Consider the following 25,451-nt stretch of genomic DNA (forward strand, 5'->3'; position numbering starts at 1 on the left):
GGCCGTCGTCGACGAACTGATCGAAAACAGAATGAACAGGGAGTGAGGGGAACGCAGGAAGCGCATCCCGGCCCCACCGCCGGAGGATCGGGATGCACATTGTTTCAAGGAAAGGCGGACAGAGACTTGTCTGAACAGGGAGGAACTGACGGACATGAGTGACAAGCAATCATCGAATGCCTATTGGCAGGCGAACCTGAGGCTGATCTATATCTGCATGGCCATCTGGGCACTGGTGTCCTACGGCTTCGGGATCATCCTGCGGCCGCTGATCTCGGGCATCACCATCGGCGGCACCGATCTGGGCTTCTGGTTCGCGCAGCAAGGCTCGATCCTGACCTTCATCGTGCTGATCTTCTTTTATGCGTGGCGCATGAACAAACTCGATGCCGAATATGGCGTGGAAGAGTGAGGGGAATGGATAGATGAGTCAATTTACCCTCAACCTTCTGGTGATCGGGGCGTCCTTTGCCCTTTACATCGGGATCGCGATCTACGCACGCGCCGGATCGACGGCGGAATTCTACGCCGCGAACCGCGGCGTCAGCCCGGTGATGAACGGCATGGCGACGGCGGCGGACTGGATGTCGGCGGCCAGCTTCATCTCGATGGCGGGGATCCTGGCCTTCGGCGGTTACGACACCTCGGCCTACCTGATGGGCTGGACCGGCGGCTATGTGCTGCTGGCGATGCTGCTTGCGCCCTACCTGCGCAAGTTCGGCAAGTTCACCGTGCCCGAATTCATCGGCGACCGCTTCTATTCGCAGACTGCGCGCATCGTCGGCGTGATCTGCCTGCTGGCGATCTCGATCACCTATGTGATCGGGCAGATGACCGGCGTGGGCGTGACCTTCTCGCGTTATCTCGAGGTCTCGAACTCGACCGGGCTGTGGATCGGCGCGGCGCTGGTCTTTTGCTATGCGGTTCTGGGCGGCATGAAGGGCATCACCTATACGCAGGTGGCGCAATATGTCGTGCTGATCATCGCCTATACGATCCCGGCGGTCTTCATCTCGCTGCAACTGACCGGCCATGTGCTGCCGCTGACGGGGCTGTTCGGCTCGCTCAGTTCGGATGGCGGCAAGTTCCTTGCCACGCTGGACCAGGTGGTGACGGATCTGGGCTTCAACAGCTATACCGGGCATCATGGCTCGACGCTGGACATGGTGCTGTTCACGATGGCGCTGATGATCGGCACGGCGGGCCTGCCGCATGTCATCATCCGCTTCTTCACCGTGCCGAAGGTGGCGGATGCGCGCAAATCGGCGGGCTGGGCGCTGGTCTTCATCGCGCTGCTCTACACCGTCGCGCCCGCCGTGGGCGGGATGGCGCGCTTCAACCTGACCACGACCATGTGGCCGGGCGCGACCACGGGCGAGACCTTCAGCCAGCCCGCCGTCTCGCTGGAAGCCATCGAGAACGATCCTGACAAGGAATGGATGCGGACCTGGGGCCAGACCGGCCTGCTGGCGTGGGAGGACAAGAACGGCGACGGCCTGATCCAGTATTACAACGAAGCCGGTGCCGGGAACGAACCGCTGGCCGCCGCCATCGAGGAACAGGGCCTTGTCGGCAACGAACTGACCACCGTGAACAACGACATCATGGTTCTGGCCAACCCGGAAATCGCCAACCTTCCGGGCTGGGTCATCGCCATCGTCGCGGCGGGTGGCCTGGCTGCGGCGCTGTCCACGGCTGCGGGCCTGTTGCTGGCGATTTCCAGCGCGGTCAGCCATGACCTGATCAAGGGCGCGATCAACCCCAATATCAGCGAAAAGAACGAGCTGCTGGCGGCCCGTATCTCGATGGGGGTGTCGATCCTGGTGGCGACCATCCTGGGGCTGAACCCGCCGGGCTTTGCGGCGCAGACCGTGGCGCTGGCCTTCGGGCTTGCGGCAAGCTCGATCTTCCCGGTGCTGATGATGGGCATCTTCTCCAAGCGCATGAACAAGGAAGGTGCGATCGCGGGGATGCTGGCGGGCGTCGTTGCGACGGTGCTTTATATCTTCACCTACAAGGGCTGGTTCTTCGTCGCGGGCACCAACATGCTGCCCGATACGCCTGACGCCTGGCTGTTCGGCATCTCGCCCGCGTCCTTCGGGACGGTGGGTGCGCTGATCAACTTCGGCGTGGCCTACCTGGTGTCGAGCGCCACCAAGGCACCGCCCGCCGAGGTGCAGGAGCTGGTCGAATCGATCCGCGTCCCGCGCGGCGCCGGTGCGGCCCACAGCCACTGAAAAATCGGCCGCGCCCCATGATTCGGGGCGCGGCCTTCACCCAGGGGGCAGGACCATGACCGATATCGCCGAATTCATCGCCTCGGTTCACCCTTACGATTCTCTGCCGCGGGACGAACTGGCGCGCGTCGCCACTTCCTTCAGCCGCAGAACCTGGCCCGCGGGCAGCGAGATCTATCGGCAGGGCGAGGCATTGCCCGGCATCTTCCTGATCGAAAGCGGGGTCGTGCGGATCTCGGACGCGGGGGGCGACAGCGTTTCTGAACTGCACAGCCGCAATTCCTTTGGCGAACGCGGACTGCTGCGCGACGGCGTGGCGGTCACGACCGCGACGGCCACCCAGGACGCCGCCGTGCTGATGCTGCCCCATGCCGAGCTGATGCGGCTGATCGACGCCTATCCCGCCGTTGCGCGTTTCTTCGACCGGGGCGCATTGGCCAGCCCGCGCGGCAACGACCTGGCGGTGCTGAAGGTGGGCGACCTGATCGGGCGGACGGCTCCGCTAAGCTGCGCGCCCGATACGCCGGTGATGGATGCCGCCCGCGCCATGCGCGATGCCCGGGCGGGCAGTATCGGCGTCGTGGACGGCGGGCGGCTGGCCGGTATCGTCACCATTCGCGACATGTCCAGCCGCGTCGTGGCCGAGGGACTGGACGTGAACACCCCGATCAGCCGGGTGATGACGCCCGATCCGATCACGCTTTCACCCACTGAACTGGGCTATGACGTGCTGAGCATCATGCTCGAACGCCGCATCGGCCATCTGCCGGTGGTCAGCGAGGGCCGCTTTGTCGGCATGGTCAGCCAGACCGACCTGACGCGGGTGCAGGCGCTGTCGGCCTCGGCCCTGATCCGCGACATCGCGCAATCGGCCGATATCTCCGGAATGGCGGGCGCGACGGCGCGCATCCCCGAATTGCTGATGCAGATGGTCAATGGCAATTACCGGCACGAAACCATCACCCGCATGATCACCGATATCGCCGATGCCGTGACCCGCCGCCTGCTGGTCATGGCCGAGGCGCGGCTTGGCCCGGCGCCCGGCCCCTGGCTGTGGGCGGCCTGCGGCAGCCAGGGGCGGCAGGAACAGACCGGCCTGACCGATCAGGATAACTGCCTGATCCTTGGCGACGATTGCGACCCGCTTGATCCGTGGTTTGCCGAGCTGGCGCGTTTCGTCTGCGATGGGCTGAACGCCTGCGGCTATGTCTATTGCCCCGGCGAGATGATGGCGATCACCCCGCGCTGGCGCCAGCCGCGCCGGGTCTGGCAGGAATATTTCCGCGACTGGATCGCCCATCCCAGCCCCGAGGCGCAGATGCTGGCCTCGGTCATGTTCGACCTGCGGGCGATAAGGGGCGATGCGGCGCTGCTGGACGGGCTTCAGGCCCAGACCCTGGCGATGGCGTCGAAGAATTCGATCTTCATGGCGCATATGATTGCGAACGCCCTCAAGCATCGCCCGCCTTTGGGGCTGATCGGTGGGTTTTCGACGGCGCGCTCGGGCCAGCATCGCAACCGGATCGACATGAAGCTGAACGGCGTCGTGCCGGTCGCCGACCTGGCCCGCGTCTATGCGTTGCAGGGGCAGGCGACTGCCGTGAACACCCGTGCCCGGCTGGTCGAGGCGCAGGCGGCGGGCGTGATCTCGGGGCGCGGCGCGGGGGATCTGATCGCGGCCTATGACCTGATCCAGTCCACGCGGCTTGAACACCAGGCCGCACAGGTCCGCGCGGGTGAACGGCCCGGCAACCACCTGGCCCCCGCCGATCTGCCCGATTTCCAGCGCAGCCATCTGCGCGATGCTTTCGTGGTGGTGCGCGGGATGCAATCCGCGCTAGGCCACGGCAAGGGAATGTTGGGATGAGGTGGACATGACCGGAATCGGGGTCGAACTGCTGGGCGTGATCGCGGTCGGCGTGGGGGCGGCGGCGCTGCTTTATGCGGGGATGCACCTTGCGCGCAAGCTGGGGCTGACGCCCGCGCGCTGGCTGCTGCCCGCCGGAATCGGATTGGCGATGGTCACCTATTCGATCTGGTATGACTACGCCTGGTATGACCACGAGGCGGCGCAACTGCCGCCGGGTTCGCATATCCTGCTGGTGGGGCGCGACAGTCAGCCCTGGGCGCCCTGGACCTACCTTGCCCCGGTCGAGACCCGCTTTGCCGCACTGGACCCCGCCAGCGTTTCCGACCTGCCCGCGGGCACCCGCCGGGCCGAGATCAGGCTGGTCGAGCGCCGCGGTCCCACGGTGATCGTGCCGCAGGAATTCGACTGCGCAAGGGGCATGATCCGCCCGGCGCGGGGCGAATGGATGCCCTCCGGCCCATCAGACCCGGCATGGACCCTCGTCTGCGAAGGGCAAGGCTGATGGCGCGGATCCTTGTGGTCGAGGATGAGGACAACATCGCCATCGCGCTGGATTTCCTGCTGACGCGCGACGGCCACGATCACCGGCGTCTTGCCACGGGGGCCGGGGCGGTCGATGAAATTCGCGCCAGCCCGCCCGATCTGGTGTTGCTGGACGTGATGCTGCCCCAGGTCTCGGGCTATCAGATCTTGCAGGATCTGCGCGCCGATCCTGCCCTGAACGATGTGCGGGTGCTGATGATGACCGCGCGCGGCTCGGCCGTGGAACGGCGCAAGGGGATGGCGCTGGGGGCGGACGGCTTCATCGCCAAACCGTTCGAGCTGTCCGAGCTGCGTGCCGAACTGGCACGGCTTCTGGACGGGCGATGCTGACGCGGCTGTCGCTGCGGACCCGCGTCCTGCTGATCTTCGCGGGGCTTGCGGGCGGGGTTCTGGCGCTGCTGGCGCTGGGGCTGTGGGTTGCAGGGCAAAGCCTGGCCTCGGGCGCGGCGGTGATCGACGCGCTGGTGCTGGCGGCCTTGATCGCGGGTTTCGGGGCGCTGGGGATCGCCGTCTGGGTCTGGTTCCTCTTCGACCGCAACGTCGCCCGCCCCATCGAGATGCTGGCAGGCGGGCTGCGCACCGGCCAGACCCCGCAGATCGACGAGGCCCGCTACCTGGCCGATCTCGGTCCCGCCGCTCGCGATGCCGCCGAGGCGCGGGCGCGTTCCGCCGAGGCGCTGGCCGAGGCCGTGACCGAACACGCCGCCGACCTGCAACGCGAGAAAGAGACGCTCGAGGCCATCCTCGCCGATATCGGCGCGGGCGCGGTGATGACGGATGCAGCGGGGCGGGTGGTCTTTTACAACGCCTCGGCCAGCAACCTCTTGCCGGGTATCGCGCTGGATCGCCCGATCGACCGCCACCTGCCCGGCGGCGCGATCGAGGCCGCCGCCGCGCGCTTGGCGGCGGGGGCGGCGGCAACCGATATGACCTGCCTGACCTCGGGCGGCCAACGGCTGTGGGGGCGGATGCGCGGCATCGACGGCGGCATGCTGCTGATCCTGCGCGACCGCCCCGCGCAGCGTCCCGCGCCCCACGCCCGGATCGAGGCGCTGCGTCGCCATGCCTCGACCCTCGTGCCGATGCTGGACGCGCTGGACGGGCCGATCCCGCCCGCCCTCGCGCAGGCGATCCGGGCCGAGGGGCAGGGGCTGGCCAATGCCCTGCGCGGCCTGACCGAGGCGGTCAGCGGCGATGCCTCGCCGGGACGCGCCGGGCTGAACGAACTGGCCGCCGGGCTGGAGCTTGCGCCCGGCCAGCCCGCGCTTGCGCTGCTGGCCGATGCCGCCGGGCTGAACGGGTTGCTGCGCCACCTGGACCGGCGCCTGCGCGAAGGCGGCATCACCCCCCGGTTTGCCGTCGAACCCGACGGGACCGAGGCCCGCCTGCTGCTGGTCTGGCCCGGCCCGCCCGTGCCGATGGACCGGCTGGAGGACTGGCTTGCCGAGCCGCCCGATTCGACGCAGCCCGAACTGACCGGGCACGAGATCCTTGCCACCCATGCCACCGGCATCTGGCCCGAGGCGCAGGGGGAACAGGCCCGCCTGGTCCTGCCGCTGCCCGTCGCGACCGGCGGTCCCGGGGGCACCGGGCTGACCTATGATTTCGCGCTGTCGCGGCGCGGCGCGGCCTCGTCGCGGGTGGCGGACCTGACCTGCGTGGTCTTCGACACCGAAACCACCGGGCTGGACCCCGCCACCGACCGGATCGTGCAGATCGCCGGCGTCCGCATCGCGCGGGGCCGCCTGACCGGCGAGCGTTTCGACACGCTGGTCGATCCGGGCCGCCCGATCCCGCCCGGCTCGACGGCGGTGCATGGCATCACCGATGCGATGGTCGCGGGCGCCCCCGACATGACCGCCGCGCTGACCGCCTTTCGCCATTTTGCCGAGGACGCCGTTCTGGTCGCCCATAATGCGCCCTTCGACATGGGTTTCCTGCGCCGCGCCGCGCCCGAGACGGGGGCGCATTTCGACAATCGTGTGCTGGATACGGTGCTGCTGTCGGCAATGGTCTGGGGCGGATCCGCACCCCATTCGCTGGATGCGCTGGCCGAAAGGCTGGACATCGTGATCCCGCCCGAGGACCGCCACACGGCGATGGGCGACACCATCGCCACGGCCCAGGCCTACCTGCGCCTGGTCGCCGCGCTGAAGGCGCGCGGGCTGGAACGGATCGAGGATGTCCTGGCCGAATCCCGCCGCCACCGCCGGCTGATCGAGGATGCGAACGAAGCGGATGCCGATTCCGCCGCCGCGACGCCAGCGACCTGATCGCGCGCGCGACGGGGCGAAAACGCCCCCCTTTCTTCATCATGCAAATACCCATGCGACGCTGCCGCCCGGCGTTGTGCAGGCATTCTACGCCCGCCCGCGACTGCTGGCGGATCGGGCACGACCGCCGCCCGATTGCCCGCCGGTCAGGTGCGGGTGGGCGAATCGAAGGCGGGCGGCTGGAAGTCGCGGTCCAGTGGCCACAGCGGGCGGGGCACGCGGCGATAGGGCCGCCGCTCGGCCCGCGGCGTCGCCAGCGCACCCGAATCGCACAGGACGACCTTGCCCGCCACCGGCTCGAACGCGGCGCGGAAATGCTGCATCGACTTGACCGCCAGCACGCGGCGCGCAGTCGGCTCGATCCCGAAGGCGCGGAGTTGTTGCAGGTCACGCATCTGTTCGGCCTCGCTGGTGACCAGCACCTCGATGCCCCGGACATCCAGCACGGCGGTCGGGCCAAAGCTGTGCGCCAGCCCGCCAAGGATCGGCCCGTCGCCGGTATAGGTCCCGTCCGACAGCTTGCGGATCACCCCGGTCACCTTCAGCGGGCCGCCGCCGAAATTCGGGTCGCCCTTGCCGCCAAGGGCAAGGGTCACGGTGTCGCCCTCGCGGTGGCGATGCAGCAGGGCCGCCGCCCCGGCATCGACCATCGGGGCCAGCACGGCGCCGGTGACGCCCGCGTCCAGCAAGCCTTTCAGCAGCGCGGTCGAATCGCCATAGGCCCCCGCGCCGGGGTTGTCGGCGTAATCCGCGATGACCAGCGGGCGCGGACCGCGCCACGCCAGCGCCTCGGCGGCGGCCTGATCCACGTTCAGGAAAGGGTCCAGCTTCTTCAGCCGCCCCTCCCATATCTGCGCGGCGATTTCGCGGGTCACGGCCTGCGCCATCGCCCGCGCCGCCGGGTCGCGGCTGTCGTAACTCGCAAGCACGGTCGGGCCGACGCAGGACACATCCGCCCCGGTAAAGCCCGCGTTGACCGATACGGCCAGCAGCCCCTGCGCCTCGGCCTGCCGCGCGCGGTCGTAGAGCGCCCGCGTCGCGGGGATGTCGCTGCGGCCCGCGTTCGCCTCGTCCAGCATCGGCACATGGGTGCGCAGGGTGCGGGGGGCGATCTCGCCCGCCATCGCGCGGCCAAGGATGCGGGCGGCCTGCGCGCCCACCTCGCGCATGTCCACATGCGGATAGGTCTTGTAGGAAACGACGATCTGCGCATCGCGAACCATCGCGCCCGACACCATCGCATGCAGGTCCAGCGTGATCGCGATGGGAATATCGGGGCCAAGCCGGGCGCGCAGCAGGGCCAGCAGGTGGCCCTCGCCATCCTCGCAGAACTCGGGCACCATCGAGCCGTGCAGGCCCAGCAACACCCCGTCGATCCGGTCGCGGTTCGCCTGCGCGGCGGCGACGATCCGCCCGGCGATATGGTCATAGGCCCCGCGCGTCACCTGTCCGCCGGGCACCGCATGGGCCGAGACCGCATGAATCACGCGCCAGCCCGCGGGCCGCGCCACGTCCAGAAAACCCGCAAGCTCGGTATTGGCGTCGCTTCGGGCGCGGATGGCGTCCTCGCCGTAATGCAGCGTGTCTATCTCGAACTGCGGCAGGTCGGTGCGATAGCGCGAAAACGTGTTGCTTTCGTGCATGAATTCGGCGGTCAGGACGGTAAAGGACATGTCGGATCAGTCGGCAAGGCGGACGCGGTGACCGGGTCCGATTTCGGTCAGGCTGCTTGGCTCGGGCATATCCGAAGGATCGGGCCGGGCCGAGATATCGGGCGAAAACCGCCGCCCTTCGGGTATCGGCGCGGGGTCGGGGACCCTGCGCGCGCCGGTCAGGATCGCTTCGGCATCGGGGACCGAGCCGATCAGGCGGCGCGTATAGGGATGGGTCGGGCGCTGGAAAACGGATTGCCAGCCGCCTTCCTCGACCACGCGGCCGAAATACATCACCGCCACCCGGTCGCTGACATGTTCCACCACGGAAAGATCGTGTGAAATCATGATGTAGGACAGGCCCATGCTTTCCTGAAGGTCCATCAGCAGGTTGATGATCTGCGCCTGGATGGACACGTCCAGCGCCGAGACGGGTTCGTCCAGCACAAGGATCTGCGGGTCCAGCATCAGCGCGCGGGCAATGCCGATGCGCTGGCGCTGGCCGCCGGAAAACTCGTGCGGGAAACGCCCGGCGTGGTCGGGTTGCAGGCCGACGCGGGTCAGCATGTCGGCGACGCGGTCGCGGGCCTCGGACCCGCGCGCGATCCCGTGCAGCGCCAGTTGCGCGGCCAGCGTGCTTCCGATCGTCTGGCGCGGGTTCAGCGAGGCATAGGGGTCCTGGAATACCATCTGCGCGATCCGCGCGCGTTCCTTGCGCCCCGGCGCCCCCGGCCCGGCCAGCGGCTTGCCCCGGTAGAGAACCTGCCCCGAGGTCGGTTCCTGCAATCCCATCACGGTCAGCGCGGTGGTCGATTTCCCGCAGCCGGATTCGCCGACGATGGACAGGCACTCACCCTCGTTCAGCGTCAGGTTCACGCCCTGGACGGCGCGCAGGATGCGTTTGGGGCCGAAGGGCGTCTGGCGGGGCAGGGTGAAGTGGACCGAGAGGTCGCGGATTTCCAGAAGCGGTGCGCTCATGCCGTCACCTCTTCCCTTGGGCCGCGCGGGGTGACCAGCGTGGGCGCATCGCGGCCCCGGTCGCTGGCGGTGACGACCTGATCCAGTTCGGTCAGCCGCCCGCGCTGGCCGGCGATGCGCGAGCCAAGGCGCGGGCGCGCGGCCAGCAGGCCACGGGTATAGGGGTGCAGCGGGTTTTCGAACAGGGCACGGGTGTCCTGTTCCTCGACCAGCCGCCCGCGATCCATGACGCCGACGCGCTGGCACATGTTGGCGATCACGCCAAGGTCGTGGCTGACCAGCAGGACCGCCGTGCCCTCGGCCCGGCACAGATCGGCGATCAGTTCCAGCACGCCCGCCTGAACGGTCACGTCCAGCGCGGTGGTGGGTTCGTCCGCGATCAGCAGGTCGGGGCGGCAGGCCAGCGCCATCGCGATCATCACGCGCTGGCGCATGCCGCCGGAAAGCTGGTGGGGATAGGCGCGGGCGCGTTCCTCGGGTGCGGGGACGCGGACGTTCTCCAGCGCCTCGACGGCCTTTGCGCGGGCCTGCGTCCAGCCCATGCCGCGGTGGATCACGAACATCTCGGCGATCTGGCGACCGATGGTGGCCAGCGGGTTGAGCGCCGTCATCGGTTCCTGGAACACCATCGCCATGCGGTCGCCGCGCAGGCGGCGGCGTTCGCGGGCGGACAGTTTCAGCAGCTCGCGGTCCTTGAAATACAGCGCGCCGCCGTTCACCGCCAGCGGGCGCTTGAGCAGCCCCAGGACCGCAAGGCCGGTCACGCTCTTGCCGCTGCCGGATTCGCCGACAAGGCCGTAGGTCTCGCCCGGCAGGATGTCGAAGGAAACGCCGTGCAGGATCTGGTGCTGCCGGGCGGCGCAGATGCGCAGGTCGCGGACCGAAAGGATCGGGTCGGGCAGGTGATCGCTCATGCCTTCCTCGTGCGCATATGGGGGTCCAGCATGTCGCGCAGCCCGTCGCCCAGCAGGTTGAAGCCAAGCACGGTCGCAAAGATGGCAAGGCCGGGAAAGATCGCGGCCCAGGGGGCGGTGCGGATCAATTCGCGCGCATCCGACAGCATGTTGCCCCAGCTTGGTTGCGGCGGGCGGATGCCGATGCCAAGGAAGGACAGCGCGGCCTCGGCCAGGATGGCGCTGCCGATGCCAAGCGTGCCGATCACCAGCACCGGCCCCAGAATGTTGGGCAGGATCTGCGTGCGCATGATGTTCAGATCGCCGAAGCCCGCCGTCCTGGCCGCCTGCACGAAGCCCTGGTTCTTCAGCGACAGCGTGGACGAGCGCGCGATCCGGCAGGTCCATGACCAGTTGGTCAGGCCAAGCGCGATCAAGAGGCTGGGCAGCCCCGGCCCAAGCACCGCCATGATCGCCAGCGCAAAGACCAGCGAGGGGATCGCCAGCATCACGTTGGTCAGCCCGTTGACCAGATCGTCCCACCAGCCGCCGAAATAGCCCGCCGAGACGCCAAGCGCCGTCCCGATGCAGGAATTGATGACCTGCGAGATCACCCCGACGGCAAGCGAGACCTGCGCGCCGTAAAGCACCCGCGACCACACGTCCCGGCCCTGCCCGTCGGTGCCCATCAGGTGCCCTCCGCCGGGCGGCAGTTCCGAACTCATCAGGTCGGCGTCCAGGATCGGGTCGAAGGGCGCCAGCCACGGCGCCCCAAGCGCGCAGACCACCGCCGTCAGGACCAGCACGAGGCCAAGGGTGAAGTTGAAGCGAAGCCGCATGGTTCAGCCGACCTTGATGCGCGGGTCGATCACCGCATAGGCGATATCGACCAGCATGTTGATGACAAGGAACCAGACGACGATCACCAGCACCGCGCCCTGAACCACCGGGATGTCGCGCGTCGCCACGCTGTCGACCAGAAGCGAGCCGATGCCGGGCCATGAGAACAGCTTTTCGATCACGATGGCCTGTCCCATCATCGCGCCGATCTGCAAGCCCATCGTGGTCAGGATCAGCACCAGCACGTTGCGCGCGACATGGGCCTTGACCAGACGCGGCTCGGACAGGCCCTTGGCGCGGCCGGTGCGCACGAAATCGGCGTTCATCACGTCCAGCACCCCGGCCCGCGTCGTCCGCGCCAGCAGCGCCATCGGCGACACGCCAAGCGCGATGGCGGGCAGGATGATGTGCTGCAAGCTGCCGGGCTGATAGCCGAAGCTGGGCAGCCAGCCCAGTTGCAGGGCAAAGACATACATCAGCAGCAGGCCGAACCAGAATTCGGGCAGCGACAGACCGGAAACCGCGACGACCATCGTGGCGCTGTCGAAGATGCTGCCGGGGCGCAGGGCGGCCATGAAGCCCAGCGGAATTCCCACCACCGCCGCCAGCCCCATCGCCATCAGCGCCAGCTTGATCGAGGGCCAGAGCCGCGGCTCGATCACGTTCCAGACGGGTTCGCGCGTGCGGTAGGAAATGCCCAGGTCACCTTGCAGCAGCCCGGTGACATAATTCCACAGCCGCACGGGAACCGGCTGGTCCAGCCCGAATTGCGCGTTCAGGTGCTGCATCGCCTGGATGTTGGTGGCATTGCGCCCCTCGGACATCAGGCCCGAGATGAAGCTGCCGGGAACCACGCTGAAGATCACGAAGACGATCAGCACGACCGCCAGCATCGTCGGGATCATTTGCAGCATCCGGCGCAGGATGAAATGCAGCATCGTCAGACCCGCCCTTTCGTTTCAAAGCAGGCCGGGCAGGGGTCAGTGGCCCCGCCCGGCCGGGCGTCACTGGCGCGCGGCGGGCGCGTTTTCGTCGATCCACAGGTCGGCGTAATCCTGGATCGCCAGTTCCATCGCATTGGGCTGGAGGCCGTGGACCCAGGGCTGATAGGCCATCACCGCCTTGTTGTAGTTGAAGAACCAGACCGGCGCCTCGTCTTGCAGCAGGTTGTTGGCCTGCCGCAGAAGGTCGTTCTGCGCCTCGGCGTCGGTCTCGTTCGCGGCCTGGTCCAGCAGCGCGTCGAATTCGGGGTTCGAGAACTTGACGTAGTTGCAGGCGTTCTGCGGTGTGCTGGAATGAAAGCATTTCAGCTCGTCCAGCGGATCGGGACCCGAGGTGTTCGACCAGATATAGGCCTGGTAATCGTCAGAGATGATCTTGTCCGACAGCACCGGCGAATCGACCGGATCGGTGGTCACGGTGACGTTCACGCGCGCCAGCATCGGGATGATCGCCTCGATGATCGGCACGCCCCAGCTTTCGTTCGAGGTCGCCGTCACGGCAAAGCTGAACCCGTCCTCATAGCCTGCCTCGGCCAGCAGTTCGGCGGCGCGCTCGGGGTCGTAGGCGTAAGGCTCGGCCCCCTCGTCGAAGGCGGGCGAGGACACGGGCAGCCAGGACACGGCGCGATACGCCTTGTCCTTCAGCAGCCGGTCGATGATGATTTCCGAGTTGATCGCGTGGTTGATCGCCTGCCGGACGCGCTTGTCCTGGAAAGGCTCGAAATTCGGGTTCAGGCCCATGTTGCGGGTGTAGACCTCGGCCACCTCAAGGATGTTGTCCTGCAAGGCGGGGTCCTGGCCGTAAGCTTCGTATTGCACCGGACCCAGCACGTTCACGTCGATCTCGCCGTTGCGGAATGCCACGTCGCGGGCGGCGGCCTCGCCCATCATCATGATCTCCAGCCGGTCCAGATAGGGCTTGCCGTCTTCGTAATAATCGTCAAACCGCTCGTATTCCGCTTTGGATCCGGGGGTGTAGCGCACCAGCTTGAAAGGTCCCAGCCCGTTGGGGCGCGAGGCAAGCTGATCCTCGGGATAGTCCTTGCTGTAGATCGGCGCGAAGTTCGACATCAGCGCCCAGCCGGGATCGGCAAGGTCGGTCATCGTGATCTCGACCGTCATGTCGTCGATCTTCTTCAGGCCGGAAATCTCGTCGGCCTCGCCCGCCTGCACGGCGGCCACGCCTTCGATGCCAAGGATCTTCTCGACCCCGGTCAGGCCCTTGGCGGGGTCGGCAAGGCGGCTATAGCTCCAGATCACGTCGTCGGCGTCCAGCGTGTCGCCGTTGTGGAATGTCGCCTCGCGCAGCTTGTAGGTATAGGTCCGGCCATCGTCGGACACCTCGACCGATTCCGCCAGCGCAAGCTCGGGCTGGCCGGTTTCCGGGTTCCAGGAATAAAGCGAGCGGTTGACCGCGCGCGAGAAGATTTCATCCTGCGTGTGCGGCGTCGCGGTAATGTCCAGCGATCCGACCGACGACCCGTAGGGCGCGGTGAATACCAATGTGCCGCCCGCGCGCGGGGTCGCGTCCTGCGCCAGCGCGGCAGTCGCCGCCCCCATCGCAAGCGCCGCCGTCAGGCCAAGTCTGGTCAGCATGCTTCGTCTCTCCCTGCTGTCTGCGCAAGCCCTTGCCCGCGCCTTCTTGTTCGTGGCCGCGTGGACGTTCAGGCCCCGGCGCCGATCCTGTCGTGGACGATGCGCCCGTCCAGGACCGTCATCTCGCAGCGCGTGTCGTGCAGGATGACCGACGGGTCCGCCGTAAGCAAGTCGTTTGAAAAGACCGCGACATCCGCCAGCATCCCCGGTTCCAGCCGTCCCTTGATATGCTCGGCCCCCTGCGAATATGCGCCGTGTTCGGTATAGGCGCGCAGGGCGGCCTCGGGCGACAGGATCTCGCTCGCGTCCATGACCGTGCCCTTGTGCGTCTGCCGCGTCAGCATCGCGTGCAGGTCGGGGAAGGGGTTGGGCGAGCAGACCGGGGAATCGCTGCCGGTCGAGGGCTTCATCCCCAGCCGGTCCCATGTCCCGATGGGGTAGGACCGCAAGCCGCGCGCCTCGCCCAGCACCGCGATATAGGCATCGCCGAAGTCGTGAATGAAGGCCTGTTGCGGCGCGGGCAGAATCCCCGCTTTCAGCATCCGCTGGTTCACGCTGTCATCGACATAGCCGCAATGTTCGATCCGGTGGCGGCGGGTGTCGCCGGGATTGGCCGCGCGCACCCGTTCATAGGCGCGCACCAACTGGTCGATGGCGGCATCGCCGATCCCGTGGCAGACCATCGTGTAGCCCATGCCGGCATAGCGGTCGACCAGTTCGAACAGCCGCTCGTCCGACAGCATCTGCACGCCGGTATTGCCGGGCTGGCCCGCGTAAGGCTGCTTCATCCACGCCGTCCGCCCGCCGGCCGAGCCGTCGGTGAAGATCTTGACGCCGCCGATGCGGAACATGTCGTTGCCCACCCCGGTGACAAGGCCGGCCTCATGGCAAGGCTCGACGATGGAGGAACCCGGATCGCCCAGCAGCGTCGCCCAGACCCGCACCGGCAGGCGTCCGTCGCGAAGGGCGAGGTGGTAGGCCCGGATCTCGGCCATGCCGTCGATCTGCCCGGTCGCCGCATCCATGCAAGAGGTGATGCCGAACTGCGCCAGGTGCTGCCCGCCCGCCTCGATCGCGTCGATGAGTTCGTCAAGCGAGGGCGTTGGCTGGACGTCATAGACCAGGTTCTGCGCATTCTCGGCCAGCATGCCGGTCAGCCGTCCACCCTCTCGCCCGATCACGCCGCCGTCGGGGTCGGGCGTGTCGGGACCGATCCCCGCCAGCTTCAGCGCGGCCGAGTTCGCGACGGTCACATGCCCGCAGGCCCGCGTGACGGAAACCGGATGGTCGGGCAGGGCGGCGTCCAGTTCGTCGGCGGTCGGCATCAACCCGTCGGGATAGCGCGTCTGGTCAAAGCCCCGCGCGCGCACCCATTCGCCCCTGGGCGTCTGTTCGGCGCGGGTCCGCAGCGCGCGGATCAGCGCGTCGCGGGTGGGCGCGGCTTCGACCGTGGCATCGACCTGCCCGCGCAGAAGCCCGGTCGAGACCAGATGCAGATGCGCGTCGTTCAGCCCCGCACAGGCGAAGCGCCCGCCCAGATCGACCACCTTCGTCTGCGGCCCGATCAGCGCCGCGATGTGGTCGTCATCGCCAAGCGCCAGCACGCGATTGCCGCTGATCGCCAGCGATTCCACGACCGGCGCCCCGAAACCGGGCCAGATCTTGCCCCGCCGCAGCACGAGACTGGCAGTAATCCTGACTGTCATGATGGTGGTGTTCTTCCCCCGGCGGTGCCGATGTCTTCGGTTGATTGTCTGGACATAATCGTCCAGCTTCCGCCCGCCGGAGTCAAGAGAGGCCGGACCACCCCATGCGTCCGGCCAGGTCAGGATGCCGCCTGCAAAAGGCGGCATCCCCTGATTCGTCAGAAGCTTTGTTGCAGCGACAGGTAGAACGCGCGCCCCGGCTCGTTGAAGGTATTGGCGTCGCTGATGCTTGCGCCCGTGTCCGGGTCCCAACTGGTTTGCGTGCGGTAGATTTCCTTGTCGAACAGGTTGCTCACGCCCGCCGACAGCACGGCGTTGTCGTTGATCTGCCAGCGGCTGCTGAGGTTGAACAGCGTATAGCCGGGCCGCTCGACGATGCGGTCGTAAGGCTCGCCGGTCGAGGTGTTGACCGTGCGCGGCTTGATCCGCCCGTAGTTGGTCGCGGCCAGCGTGAAGGTCAGGTCGGGCGTCGCGAACCAGTCGACCGAGGCGTTGATCGTGTGCTTCGGCACCAGGCTGAGGGGCTGGCCGGTTTCCTTGTTTTCGGATTTCAGCATATAGGTCGCATTGACGTTCAGCGCGAAATTCTCGCCCAGGGGGGTCGAGAAGTTGCCCTCCAGCCCTTGCACGACGGCCTTGGGCGTATTGTCCCAGATGAAGATGCGCCGCCCGTCGATGGGATCGTAGCCGATCAGCGTGTCGCCCGCCGCGATGCGGTTCTTGTAGTCGTTGTGGAAGAAGGTGAAGGACCCCGCGATGCCGTTCAGCCCGTCATAGGCCAGGCCGATTTCGGCATTGATGCTGGTTTCGGGCTTCAGGTCCGGGTTGCCGTAGATATAGCAGGTGTTTTCGCCCGCGCTGCCGCCATAGGGCGGGCGGGTGTCTTCGTCGTCCACACGCATGCAGCCGTTCCCGCGCGAGGTATAGCGGTAATTCGGGTTCAACTGGAACAGGTTGGGCGATTTGAAGGCCCGTGCGACGCCCATCTTCATCTGCCATTCGTCGTTGAAGGCATAGGTCGCGTTCAGGCTGGGACTGGCGTTGAAGCCATAGGTGTCGGCCCAGTCCAGGCGCAGGGCGGGGGTCAGGGTAAGCTGCTCGCTCCACTCGATATTGCTTTCGGCATAAAGGCCCAGGTTGGTCTGGTCCGTCTTGCTGGGCGCATCGGTCGGATCGCCCTCGGGCGAGGGAAGCAGGTTGGTTGTCGGATCGCTCATCCGTTCGTGGCGGATTTCGGCGCCAAGCGTCATGGTCTGGTTGCGCCCGGCAATGGCCATCGGCAGGATCCACTCGCTTTTGCCGATGATGTTGTCCAGCGTCACCGTGTCGAAGCGATAGCTGTCGTTGGTGCCGTCGCCGTCGCTGTCCTCGCAGAAGGTGGGCGATCCTTCGCCCGCCCCGGCGGTGCCGCGGCAGATCGAGGCGTTGCGGGTGTTTTCCCATTGCAGATAGGAAACCGATTCCCCGAAATCATATTCGCCCCGATGCGTCAGCCCCAGCGTGCGGCGGTAGATGCGGCTGGTCGTGGCACGTTCCTGCGCCAGATCGTCGGTCACGCTGCCCGGCTCGCCCGAGCCGCCGGTGCCGCGTTCGCCGGTATAGACGTTTGCCTGACGCGAGAAGTTCAGTTCGAAATCGACCTCATGCCCCTCGGCGAGGTTCCACGTCAGAAGCGAGCCGATGTCCTTGTTGGTCACGCCCTCGCGCCCGGCGGGGGCGGTTTCGCTGTCGGTGGCGTCGTCGTTCAGTTCAGGTGAATCACCGTTCTGCTTGTTGAAGTTGCCGGTCAGGCGGAAGGTCAGGTGTTCGCCCGCCGGACCTGCCAGCAGGAAGTTGCTGCGGATATTGTCGCCCTCCAGCGAGCTTTCGGGCTTGTGATAGGACAATCCGACCGAGCCGGTGAAGGTATCGGGCCGCTTGGTGATGATATTGACCACCCCGCCCGATGCGCCCGAACCGTAACGCGCGGCAGCGGGCCCGCGCAGCACGTCGATGCGTTCGATCAATTCAGGGGCGACCCAGTTCGAATCGCCGCGCGTGTCGCGTTCGCCCGCGCGCCCCATCTTGGCCGAGTTGCGCGACAGCACCGGCTTGCCGTCGATCAGGATCAGCGTGTTTTCCGGCCCCATGCCGCGAATGTCGATCTGGCGGTTGTTGCCATATTGCCCCGACGCGGCATTGCCCGTCAGGTTCACCCCCGGCATCCGGCGGACGACTTCGGAAATGTCGTTGACGACAGGTTGTTTCTCGAGATCCTCGGCCGAGATCGACGAGGTGCCAAGCGCCTGCTTGGCCTGCTCCTCGGCGGTGATGACGACGGTGTCCAGGACGATCACGTCGCTGGCTTCGGTTGCGATGGGTTGGTCGTCCTCGGTGACGGCTTGCGACCAGCCGGGACCGGCCAAGAGCGCACATGACATGACGAGAGACAGCGCCGTTCCCGACGCCAGGCGCGAATGCGAGATCGCCATCCTGATTCTCCTGCTGAAAGATGAAGTCGGATGGCTGGCGTGAGTGGCGAGCTGTTGGCGCCTTCAAGCACCCGGACGGGCGGCGCGCACGGTTGTTGAGTAAAAAACTCGTCTATTGTGGCAAAATTAACGCGCGCCTTGCGCCGCCGCTTCCTGCACGGCGATGGCGGCCATTTCCAGCGCGGCGTCCCGGCTGGCGGCGGCGGCGATGAAGCGGCCATTGTGGCAGAAAAGCGCGCCCTTGACGCCGGATGCGTCCTCCAGCGCCGCGCCGCTTAGCCCGGCCCACGGGGCGGGCAGGTCGGCGCGCTGTTCAAAACCATCCGCGGATTTGCGGATGCCCCCGATCACCCAGTCGCTGCCGCGCGGGTTGACGACGAACCACAGGTGATCCGCCCCCGCCTTTTCGACGGCGGGGCGGAAGGGCATGCCCATCGGCAGCTCCAGTATGCGGCTGTCGCCCGCCCTTGCGATGGCCTCGAGGACGATGGTTTCGGCGCGCAGCCTTGCGGCGGCGCGGCTGATGCGCGCTTCAAGGACGGTTCGGGCGACGGCCAGGGCGGTCTGGAAGGATCGCGCCTCGGATTCCGGGTCGAGGTCGTCGAAAACCGGCTTCAGGCTCTCGATCAGTTCGGGCAGCAGCAGCGACGACAGCGGGCCGGCGCTGCCCGGATCGACCGCGCCATTGTCCAGCAGGTCGATCGGCAGCACGAATTTGGCGTCAAGTGCGGCGTGAATTTCGGCGATCCGATCGGCGGGAACGCCGGACAACGCCAGGTAGTCCCGCCCGAAATGCCGCCAGACCAGCCCGAAGGAACTGAAGGGCTGCCCATCGTCGCGCAAGGGCGCGCCGCGTTGGTGGTGATCGAAGATCCTCGCCTCGGCGTCGTAACCGCCGCCCACGTCGTAGACGATGCGGTCGGGACCAGGCGTGATCCACGCGGCGGCCCGGCTGCGGATCACCTGCGCCTGCGGGAAAAGCCGCGTCAGGATCACGGTCGAAAAGACCTCATCCGCATGAAAACCGCCGGAATGGGTGACAAGATAGGCGGGGGTCATGGCAGATATTCCTTGGTGATGCCGGATTGCGCCATCAGGCCGCAAACCGAGCGCGGGGGCCGCGAGACCAAGGGGCCGTCACAGCTTGCCCCCATCCGGGCGTGGTTGCAGGCGTTTTCCTTGCCCGATGTGCGGTCAATGCGTCCAGGGTGCACGCCGGTCGGTGGCGAAATTCTCGCCATATCCGCGGGGGCGGATATTGGGCTGGCGCTTGTGAGAGGCGATCACCTCATAGTCGAGACCGTGTTCCCTGGCGTAATCCTCGGCCTCTTCGCGGGTCGCGAAGCGCAGGCGGACCTGGCTTTGCGTATCGTCGCTGCTGGTCCAGCCCATCAGCGGGTCGATTTCGCGCGCATCCGCCTGCGGAAAGACCAGCACCCATTCGCGCGTCCGCGCGGTTCCCGACTGCATCGCGTTTCGTGAAGGCTGATAAATGCGCACTCGCATGGCTCGACTCACCTGATCTTGCTGCTTCCTTATTCCCGAAGCGGACCGGGCTTGCAAGCCGGAACGGCCCGCCCGGCGGGGGTCACGCCCCCCGGTCCTGTTCGTTCTTGGCCCAGAGATAACCGACGAAAGCGCCCTTCACCAGCCGCAGGACCACCAGCGTCAGCAGCGTCACGATGATTGTGGTGCTTGCCAACAGCACAAGGGGCGAGGGCCGAAACAGCGCCCATGTGAACCCCAGAAGCGGAATCAGCAGCAAAAGCATGATCGTCATGGTGAAGAAGGCAGGCCCGTCGGCGGCCGGATAGCGGGCCAGCGGCGCGTGGCAGACCTCGCATTCCGGCCGGATCGCCAGGTAGCCGCGAAAAAGCGTCCCCTCGCCGCAATTCGGGCATCGGTTCGCCAGCCCTCGCCTGATCGAGACCAGGCCGTCGCGTTGCGTTGTCATCCCATCCCCCGTCCTTCGTATCGACAGAATGCAGCAGAAGCCGCCCTTGTTCCACCCGATACGAAAACGAAGCCGCCCCTGGGCGCAGGCGTGCAGGCTCCCGGCGGTGCGATGGCCCCGCCGGGCAGCGGGTCAGAACTTCAGCCCGGCGCGCAGGCTGACCATGTTGCCATCGGCCTCGAACTTGCGAAGATTGTCGATGCTCTTGATGTCGCCAATGTCGAAATGGGTGTATTTGGCGCCGACGATCACGCGGTCCGTCACGGCGTAATCCAGCCCCAGCGAGAGGGTCAGCGCGCCCTCGTCCAGCACATTGGCATAGCCCACGGCGGCATAGGGCAGGGCGCGGTTGATTGCGTAGCCCGCCTGAAGTTCGGCACCGTAGATGTCCTTGCCGAACTTCACCGGGCCTTCGATGCCGGAAATGCTGAACTCGTTGGCGCTGTTCCTGCCGTAAAAGGCTTCGATACCGCCGACAAAGTTGTTCTGCCATTGGTGACGATAGCCCGCAAAGAGACCGTAGGCATTGCCATCTTCACTGAAATTTTCAGTGAGCTGTTCGGTCCAGGCTTCCCTGACCACCTCGGTCCATGCTTCTTCGACGACAACGCGCTCGACGACTTCCTCGACCCAGGCTTCTTCGATCACCACGGTTTCGGTGACGGTTTCGGTCCACGCCTCTTCTACGATGACTTCCCGTTCGGGTTCGACGATTTCGGTCCATGCTTCCCGGACCACGCGTTCTTCGTAGATGGGCCGTTCTTCGTAGAGGGGAACTTCCTCGTAAATGGGAACATGACGCCAGCCGGTCGGATGATTTTCATCCCGGTGCTTTTCGCCATTCTCATCCCGATATACGTCTTCCCTGACCTTTACTGTTTCAGTTCCGACCTGAACCGTTTCAGAACCTGTCTGGACCGTCTCTCTCACCTCGGGATGTTCTCTGGTCACGGCAGGGATTTTCTCGACGACCGGGCCGTGTTCGATGATTCCGACAACCCGTTCCTCGGTAATCTCGTCGTGCTCGATGATCTCGACGACCCGCTCTTCGGTGACCTCTTCGTGTTCGATCGTGATGGCGTCGTGGTGGATTTCACCGGTCGCTTTCAGATCGAACTTGGTGCTGCCGATGAAAAGGCCAGCATAGGGACCGGTCCAGTTGAACGACGGACGGTCGGCCTCCACGATCGGGCTTACCTGCGGTTGGATGACCGGGGCGACATAGCCCCCTGCAAGGGCGGAAGAGGCAAGGAGGGTAGCTGCGGCCAAACCCAGAGGGATGCGCTTGTTCATCTCGATATCCTATTAACTCGTTAACAATTTCTTAACATCCGCAAGTTCATGGATTTTACAACCTATACGATTGTATATGGGTATGGGTGGCGTTGTCCGTTCTGGTAAGCCACAGAGATTGCTGTATTTTCAGGAAGATAGAACTGAACGGCACAGTATCAGCCGCTTCCCGGATGTCGGGTGCCAAGGGATGGCTGCGCCACCTGACCAATTCGGCAACTTCTGGTTGTTGCCCCTGCGTGCTAGCACAGGCTGATGTTTAGCCAGTTTGTGAGGTTACCATGTTGCCAGTCGATCAATACGCCCGTTCGTCCTTTCCGAAGCCCGTCGAAACGGTCCGTCGTCCAAGCCGGAAGAAAAGCCGCATCGTGACGCATATGGAGCTTATGGACACGCTCTATGCTTGCGCGCAGGATCTGGAGGGGGATCACCCGCGGGACGACGCCTATCTTCAATCGGCTGCTGTTCCGGCGAACCTGACGTTCTGATTCTGCATGTCCAGAAGCCTGACACCACAGCACAACGTGGACGAAACCGCCTTTCCCGTGCGGGTTATCCTGCGCGGGCTGCCGGGTGAGGTGCAGGCTCTGCTCGGGCCGAACCGCGATCCCCAGGTCTGGATTGCCGAGAACCTGGGGCGGGCAAACGCCCGACTATACGGCTGGACGACCTCGTGCCGCGTCGAAGGCCATGCACTCTACTGCCGGTCCCTGGTAGAAGCCCGGCTGTTCATGGAGGCATTCCCCGAGTTCAGGCTGCCCAACGGCACGGAATCCGCAGTCTACAGATGCGCGGAAGTCAGCCCCTGAGCAAGCAGCCAACGCGATCCCCGGCGGGTCGCGTTTTGCATATGCATATCAAGCGAAAATCCAAAGGGTGTGGTAGGCCCGGAGGGTCAAAAATTTCCGCGATTTTCGATTGGATTTCAACAGGCGGGTGTCCCGCGATTTCACTATTTCGACTATAACGGAATCAATGAGTTGCGTTATGGGTGTCCCACGCTCACCACTCCATTCCAGACAGGAGAGACATGGCGTGCGCGGCCAATTCATCATGGTCCACGGCGCGGAACCTGTTGTCAAACGAGTTTGATGACGCAAACGGCTTTCCCTGATCTGTCAGGAGGTATGTCGGGCCTATGCCGGCGCACCGGGTCTATGTCGAGCCGTTCGGCGGTGCCGCATCGGTGCTGATGCGCAAACCCCGCAGCTATGCCGAGGTCTACGACGATCTGGATGATGAGGTCATTAACCTGTTTCGGGTTCTGCGATCTGACCAGGCAGCATCTCTCGCTGACATGATCCGGTTGACGCCGTTCGCTGAAAATGAGTTTCGCGCGGCCTATGACCCAGTCTTTGATCCAGTCGAGCGCACCCGCCGCCTGATTATCCGCAGCTTCATGGGCTTCGGATCGAACGGGCATCAGCGCAAGACCGGGTTCAGGTCTAACAGCAACCGATCCGGCACCACACCGGCGCGAGATTGGCGCAACTATGCCGATGCTCTTGCGGCGATCATCGACCGCCTGGCAGGCGTCGTGATCCAAAACCGTGACGCCATATCTGTCATGGAGGCTCACGACTCCCCCGACGCCCTGCATTACGTCGATCCGCCCTATGTCGCGGCCACGCGCGATCCCGGCCGCGATTATGCCCACGAGATGACCGAGGCGGATCACGCGGACCTGCTGGCGTTTCTGCGGACCCTGCGCGGCCGGGTGATCCTCTCGGGATATGCCCATCCGCTCTACGACGACGCCCTGTCGGACTGGCGGCGCGTAGAGCGCCGGGCGCTGGCCGATGGTGCGCACGAATGCGTCGAGGTGCTTTGGCTGAATTTCGAACATGAGGGGTTGATGTGCTGGCCGCACCCTCTGCAAAGCCCCGCTGAAAGGCGGGGCTTGACGCTTAGTCTCGCGGCAATCTACTCCTTCGATGAAGGATGATTGCCATGAATGAAAATCAAAAAATCGCGGCCCTCGAAGCCGAGTTGCGGACCCGCAAGCGTACGATACTATTTCTGGTGGCGGAATATGCTGCGCAGAACGAAGGGGAGCGGCGCAAAATCATCTCCTTCTTGAAGGAAACTATGCCCGACCTGTCGGAAAGCGCCGCTGCCATTGCCCGAGAGGTGCTAGACGCGGTCGAATATCCCTGATGCACTTCGACTTTTAGTTGAGCATCAGTATCGATCCATCGACCTCTGGAAGCACTGGCGGGGCTGAAACTAAGACGCCCCATCGGGGGAACCGGACGGGGCATTTTCAACCAAAGGCACTCATTACAAGGTCGATGTATACTATACTTGTATAGGTTGCAAATGGGCACGATTACCTAGGGTCGATCCCTATAAATTTTAGATCCAGAAGATGATGATCGCGGCGAGGATGATTGCGTTGAGGAAGTTGTCGCCGCATCTCTCGTAGCGGGTAGCAATACCGCGCCAGTCCTTCAGACGACCGAAGGCATTCCTTCTCGCCCAAGGTGCGGTGCTGATCGAGCGTGCCCTGGGTAAATCCCGCGTTGTCTGGAATCGATGCCAGGCGGTCGAGGCTGTCGAGGAAGCCGACGCCCTGTCACGGGCGCTGGAAAACGCAGGGGCGGGGGATTAGGCCCCTACGCCGTGGGATCGGTGGATAGCAGAGCCAGAATATGGCTCTGCTGTAAGCTGTCCTGTCTATTCGGCGGTAGTTATTTTGGTTACCGAGCCGGTCTGGGAATCCGTCTCAGGGTTTCCATACATCGAGATCAGGTAGACTTCGCCTTCAGCACCAACTGAGACATGGTTGGGCGTCTGCCCGGCCGGAATATTTGCGATAAGATTCCCATCTATGTCCAGAACGGCAACCGTCCCGCCTGCGCGGCTAACCGCAAAGGCGTGTCCGCTGGCCGGGTTCCAAGCTGCCGACACGCCGCCCGCTCCGATATAGGTGTCGGCAATGACCTCGCCGTCTTTGTCCAATACGACAACGTTGTTCGTATCCTGCGACGAAATAAAGACCCGCTGAGTTTCAGGGTCGACCGCCACCCCCGTCGCGCCTTGAGCCTGCGGGATTTTTACTGTTGAAACCTCATCGCTTTCAAGATCTACCCAGCCCACCCAGGGCGTCGTCTGGCTGACAGAATAGAGTCGCCCGTTTTCTGTATCCAGCGCCAGATCGACAGTTGAGAAGCTTTCGGAGCCTTTTTCCGGAGAGAACTGGTAATGTCCGATATGTTCGAGGTTGGCGGTGTCGTAGATCTCTACGAACCCGGTGCGCGCCGCACTGACATAAGCGCGTCCGCGATCTTCATCGATTACGACGCTCCGCGGATGATAAACCGAACCCTGGGGGAATACCTTGACGACCGAAAGGTCATTGGCATCATAGACGGTGACGGTTTCGGACCGGGTATTGGTTGTCCAGACCTGGTTATTGGAATTATCGACCGCCAATCCGAAAACGGCAATATCCTCGCCGGCATCGTCTTTTGCCAATTCGGCCTCTGCTTCCACTTCAAGAGTTTCCGCGTTCAGGCGCAGGAGGCGACTGCCATCGTTAGGCCCCCTTGCCGATGCGACGAACAGCTTGCCATTAGCCGACGGCGCGCTTTGATAGGCGCGCTCGCCCACCTCCGCGCTTTCGAGATTGTAAGCTTCGGCATTCATAGGCTCGACCACGTCCGATAGCTTCAGCACGACCTGAGAAACGCTTGCCGGGTTCTGGGTCAGGACCGTCAATGGATGAAGCCCAACCTCCGCGTCGCTGGGAACTTTGATCTCGACGGTGATCTGGCCGTCCTCCCCCGCCGTCAATGGTTCTTCAGTAACCGGTTCGGCGCCGTGCAAGACGGTCACGGTCGTGCCTGCCGGCAACTGTTGCATGGAGATCGAAGTCTCATCGCCCGGTCTGATCGGCACTTCACGCGATCCCGCGCGCATGCTGCCAGGAAACTCAGTAGAGGCGGGTGTCCATGTGGTATCTGCGACCGCCCCGGTGGCGGCTGCGATAGCGATGGCAGAAGCCGACAGGATGGACTGTACGAAACGCTGGGCCAATTTTCTCTCCGTATGTCTGTTGCCAATCCTTCCACATGGAAGAGGCGCGCAGAGGCGTCTTTGCATATCTTATAAAAATAATCAACAATACTTGTTCTGGGGTCTC

Annotated in this window: 23 protein-coding genes and 1 pseudogene; 10 read left to right on the plus strand and 14 right to left on the minus strand. The window is 65.0% G+C overall.

The features are described 5' to 3' along the window. Positions 1–154 precede the first annotated feature (154 nt). Genes Q0O97_RS11885 through Q0O97_RS11910 form a run of 6 tightly spaced genes read left to right on the plus strand, consistent with a single transcriptional unit; the run spans position 155 to position 6,923 of the window. Positions 155–412, plus strand: coding sequence for a DUF4212 domain-containing protein (locus Q0O97_RS11885; protein WP_294929332.1), 258 nt, complete (start codon positions 155–157; stop codon positions 410–412). 13 nt (positions 413–425) lie between these two features. Further along, positions 426–2,237 (plus strand): sodium:solute symporter family protein, encoded by a 1,812-nt coding sequence (locus tag Q0O97_RS11890; RefSeq protein WP_294929335.1) that lies wholly within the window; start codon positions 426–428, stop codon positions 2,235–2,237. A 55-nt stretch (positions 2,238–2,292) separates the two neighbouring features. Continuing rightward, positions 2,293–4,104 carry a DUF294 nucleotidyltransferase-like domain-containing protein gene (locus Q0O97_RS11895; protein WP_294929338.1) on the plus strand — a complete coding sequence of 604 codons (1,812 nt, stop codon included), beginning with the start codon at positions 2,293–2,295 and terminating at the stop codon, positions 4,102–4,104. A 7-nt stretch (positions 4,105–4,111) separates the two neighbouring features. Continuing rightward, entirely contained in the window at positions 4,112–4,609 is a 498-nt protein-coding gene (locus tag Q0O97_RS11900; protein WP_294929341.1) for a hypothetical protein, read from the plus strand. Next, positions 4,609–4,980 (plus strand): response regulator, encoded by a 372-nt coding sequence (locus Q0O97_RS11905; protein ID WP_294929344.1) that lies wholly within the window; start codon positions 4,609–4,611, stop codon positions 4,978–4,980. Before Q0O97_RS11900 ends, Q0O97_RS11905 begins: the two co-directional genes overlap by 1 nt. Further along, complete coding sequence (locus tag Q0O97_RS11910) at positions 4,974–6,923, plus strand: 3'-5' exonuclease (protein WP_294929347.1); 1,950 nt, start codon at positions 4,974–4,976, stop codon at positions 6,921–6,923. The genes Q0O97_RS11905 and Q0O97_RS11910 overlap by 7 nt, the downstream gene beginning before the upstream one ends. Positions 6,924–7,069: 146 nt before the next feature. Here the strand turns inward: Q0O97_RS11910 and Q0O97_RS11915 are convergent, their stop codons facing one another. The 12 genes from Q0O97_RS11915 to Q0O97_RS11970 all read right to left on the minus strand — a co-directional run bounded on the left by Q0O97_RS11915 (position 7,070) and on the right by Q0O97_RS11970 (position 21,307). Continuing rightward, entirely contained in the window at positions 7,070–8,596 is a 1,527-nt protein-coding gene (locus tag Q0O97_RS11915) for a M81 family metallopeptidase (protein WP_294929350.1), read from the minus strand. Between the two features lie 6 nt (positions 8,597–8,602). Next, positions 8,603–9,553, minus strand: coding sequence for an ATP-binding cassette domain-containing protein (locus tag Q0O97_RS11920; protein ID WP_294929353.1), 951 nt, complete (start codon positions 9,551–9,553; stop codon positions 8,603–8,605). Then, on the minus strand, positions 9,550–10,467 hold the full coding sequence (locus Q0O97_RS11925; RefSeq protein ID WP_294929356.1) for an ABC transporter ATP-binding protein: 918 nt from the start codon (positions 10,465–10,467) through the stop codon (positions 9,550–9,552). Before Q0O97_RS11925 ends, Q0O97_RS11920 begins: the two co-directional genes overlap by 4 nt. Further along, positions 10,464–11,285 (minus strand): ABC transporter permease, encoded by an 822-nt coding sequence (locus Q0O97_RS11930; protein WP_294929359.1) that lies wholly within the window; start codon positions 11,283–11,285, stop codon positions 10,464–10,466. Before Q0O97_RS11930 ends, Q0O97_RS11925 begins: the two co-directional genes overlap by 4 nt. 3 nt (positions 11,286–11,288) lie before the next feature. Further along, positions 11,289–12,224 carry an ABC transporter permease gene (locus tag Q0O97_RS11935; RefSeq protein WP_294929362.1) on the minus strand — a complete coding sequence of 312 codons (936 nt, stop codon included), beginning with the start codon at positions 12,222–12,224 and terminating at the stop codon, positions 11,289–11,291. A 66-nt stretch (positions 12,225–12,290) separates the two neighbouring features. Further along, positions 12,291–13,883, minus strand: a complete 1,593-nt coding sequence (locus Q0O97_RS11940) for an ABC transporter substrate-binding protein (RefSeq protein WP_294929365.1) — start codon at positions 13,881–13,883, stop codon at positions 12,291–12,293. A gap of 68 nt (positions 13,884–13,951) precedes the next feature. Further along, on the minus strand, positions 13,952–15,589 hold the full coding sequence (locus tag Q0O97_RS11945) for an amidohydrolase (RefSeq protein ID WP_294929368.1): 1,638 nt from the start codon (positions 15,587–15,589) through the stop codon (positions 13,952–13,954). A gap of 158 nt (positions 15,590–15,747) precedes the next feature. Further along, the gene (locus tag Q0O97_RS11950) at positions 15,748–18,060 is read right to left on the minus strand and encodes a FepA family TonB-dependent siderophore receptor (RefSeq protein ID WP_294929371.1); all 2,313 of its coding nucleotides are present in this window, start codon (positions 18,058–18,060) and stop codon (positions 15,748–15,750) included. A gap of 126 nt (positions 18,061–18,186) precedes the next feature. After that, positions 18,187–19,119, minus strand: a complete 933-nt coding sequence (locus Q0O97_RS11955; RefSeq protein WP_294929374.1) for an MYG1 family protein — start codon at positions 19,117–19,119, stop codon at positions 18,187–18,189. Between the two features lie 135 nt (positions 19,120–19,254). Continuing rightward, entirely contained in the window at positions 19,255–19,566 is a 312-nt protein-coding gene (locus tag Q0O97_RS11960) for an ETC complex I subunit (protein ID WP_294929377.1), read from the minus strand. 82 nt (positions 19,567–19,648) lie between these two features. Then, positions 19,649–20,014, minus strand: a complete 366-nt coding sequence (locus tag Q0O97_RS11965) for a DUF983 domain-containing protein (RefSeq protein ID WP_294929380.1) — start codon at positions 20,012–20,014, stop codon at positions 19,649–19,651. 132 nt (positions 20,015–20,146) lie between these two features. Beyond that, positions 20,147–21,307, minus strand: coding sequence for a porin family protein (locus tag Q0O97_RS11970; RefSeq protein ID WP_294929384.1), 1,161 nt, complete (start codon positions 21,305–21,307; stop codon positions 20,147–20,149). Positions 21,308–21,588: 281 nt separating this feature from the next. Between Q0O97_RS11970 and Q0O97_RS11975 the strand changes: the two genes are divergently transcribed. The 4 genes from Q0O97_RS11975 (at position 21,589) to Q0O97_RS11990 (ending at position 23,464) form a co-directional block, all read left to right on the plus strand. Continuing rightward, positions 21,589–21,795: a hypothetical protein gene (locus Q0O97_RS11975; RefSeq protein WP_294929387.1), complete on the plus strand. Its 207-nt coding sequence runs from the start codon at positions 21,589–21,591 to the stop codon at positions 21,793–21,795. A gap of 6 nt (positions 21,796–21,801) precedes the next feature. Then, positions 21,802–22,116 carry a hypothetical protein gene (locus Q0O97_RS11980; protein WP_294929389.1) on the plus strand — a complete coding sequence of 105 codons (315 nt, stop codon included), beginning with the start codon at positions 21,802–21,804 and terminating at the stop codon, positions 22,114–22,116. Between the two features lie 329 nt (positions 22,117–22,445). Continuing rightward, positions 22,446–23,252 (plus strand): DNA adenine methylase, encoded by an 807-nt coding sequence (locus Q0O97_RS11985; protein ID WP_294929392.1) that lies wholly within the window; start codon positions 22,446–22,448, stop codon positions 23,250–23,252. A 5-nt stretch (positions 23,253–23,257) separates the two neighbouring features. Then, the gene (locus Q0O97_RS11990) at positions 23,258–23,464 is read left to right on the plus strand and encodes a hypothetical protein (RefSeq protein ID WP_294929395.1); all 207 of its coding nucleotides are present in this window, start codon (positions 23,258–23,260) and stop codon (positions 23,462–23,464) included. A gap of 198 nt (positions 23,465–23,662) precedes the next feature. On the opposite strand, the pseudogene Q0O97_RS11995 reads toward Q0O97_RS11990, so the two are convergent. Together Q0O97_RS11995 and Q0O97_RS12000 are read right to left on the minus strand one after the other, a co-directional pair. Further along, positions 23,663–23,770 (minus strand): annotated as a pseudogene (locus Q0O97_RS11995) (IS5/IS1182 family transposase); the annotation flags it as partial. A 213-nt stretch (positions 23,771–23,983) separates the two neighbouring features. Further along, a complete protein-coding gene (locus Q0O97_RS12000; protein ID WP_294929398.1) occupies positions 23,984–25,345 on the minus strand; it encodes a hypothetical protein in 1,362 nt (453 codons plus the stop codon). Positions 25,346–25,451: the final 106 nt, after the last annotated feature.

Source organism: uncultured Paracoccus sp., from assembly GCF_945915435.1.
Classification (GTDB): domain Bacteria; phylum Pseudomonadota; class Alphaproteobacteria; order Rhodobacterales; family Rhodobacteraceae; genus Paracoccus.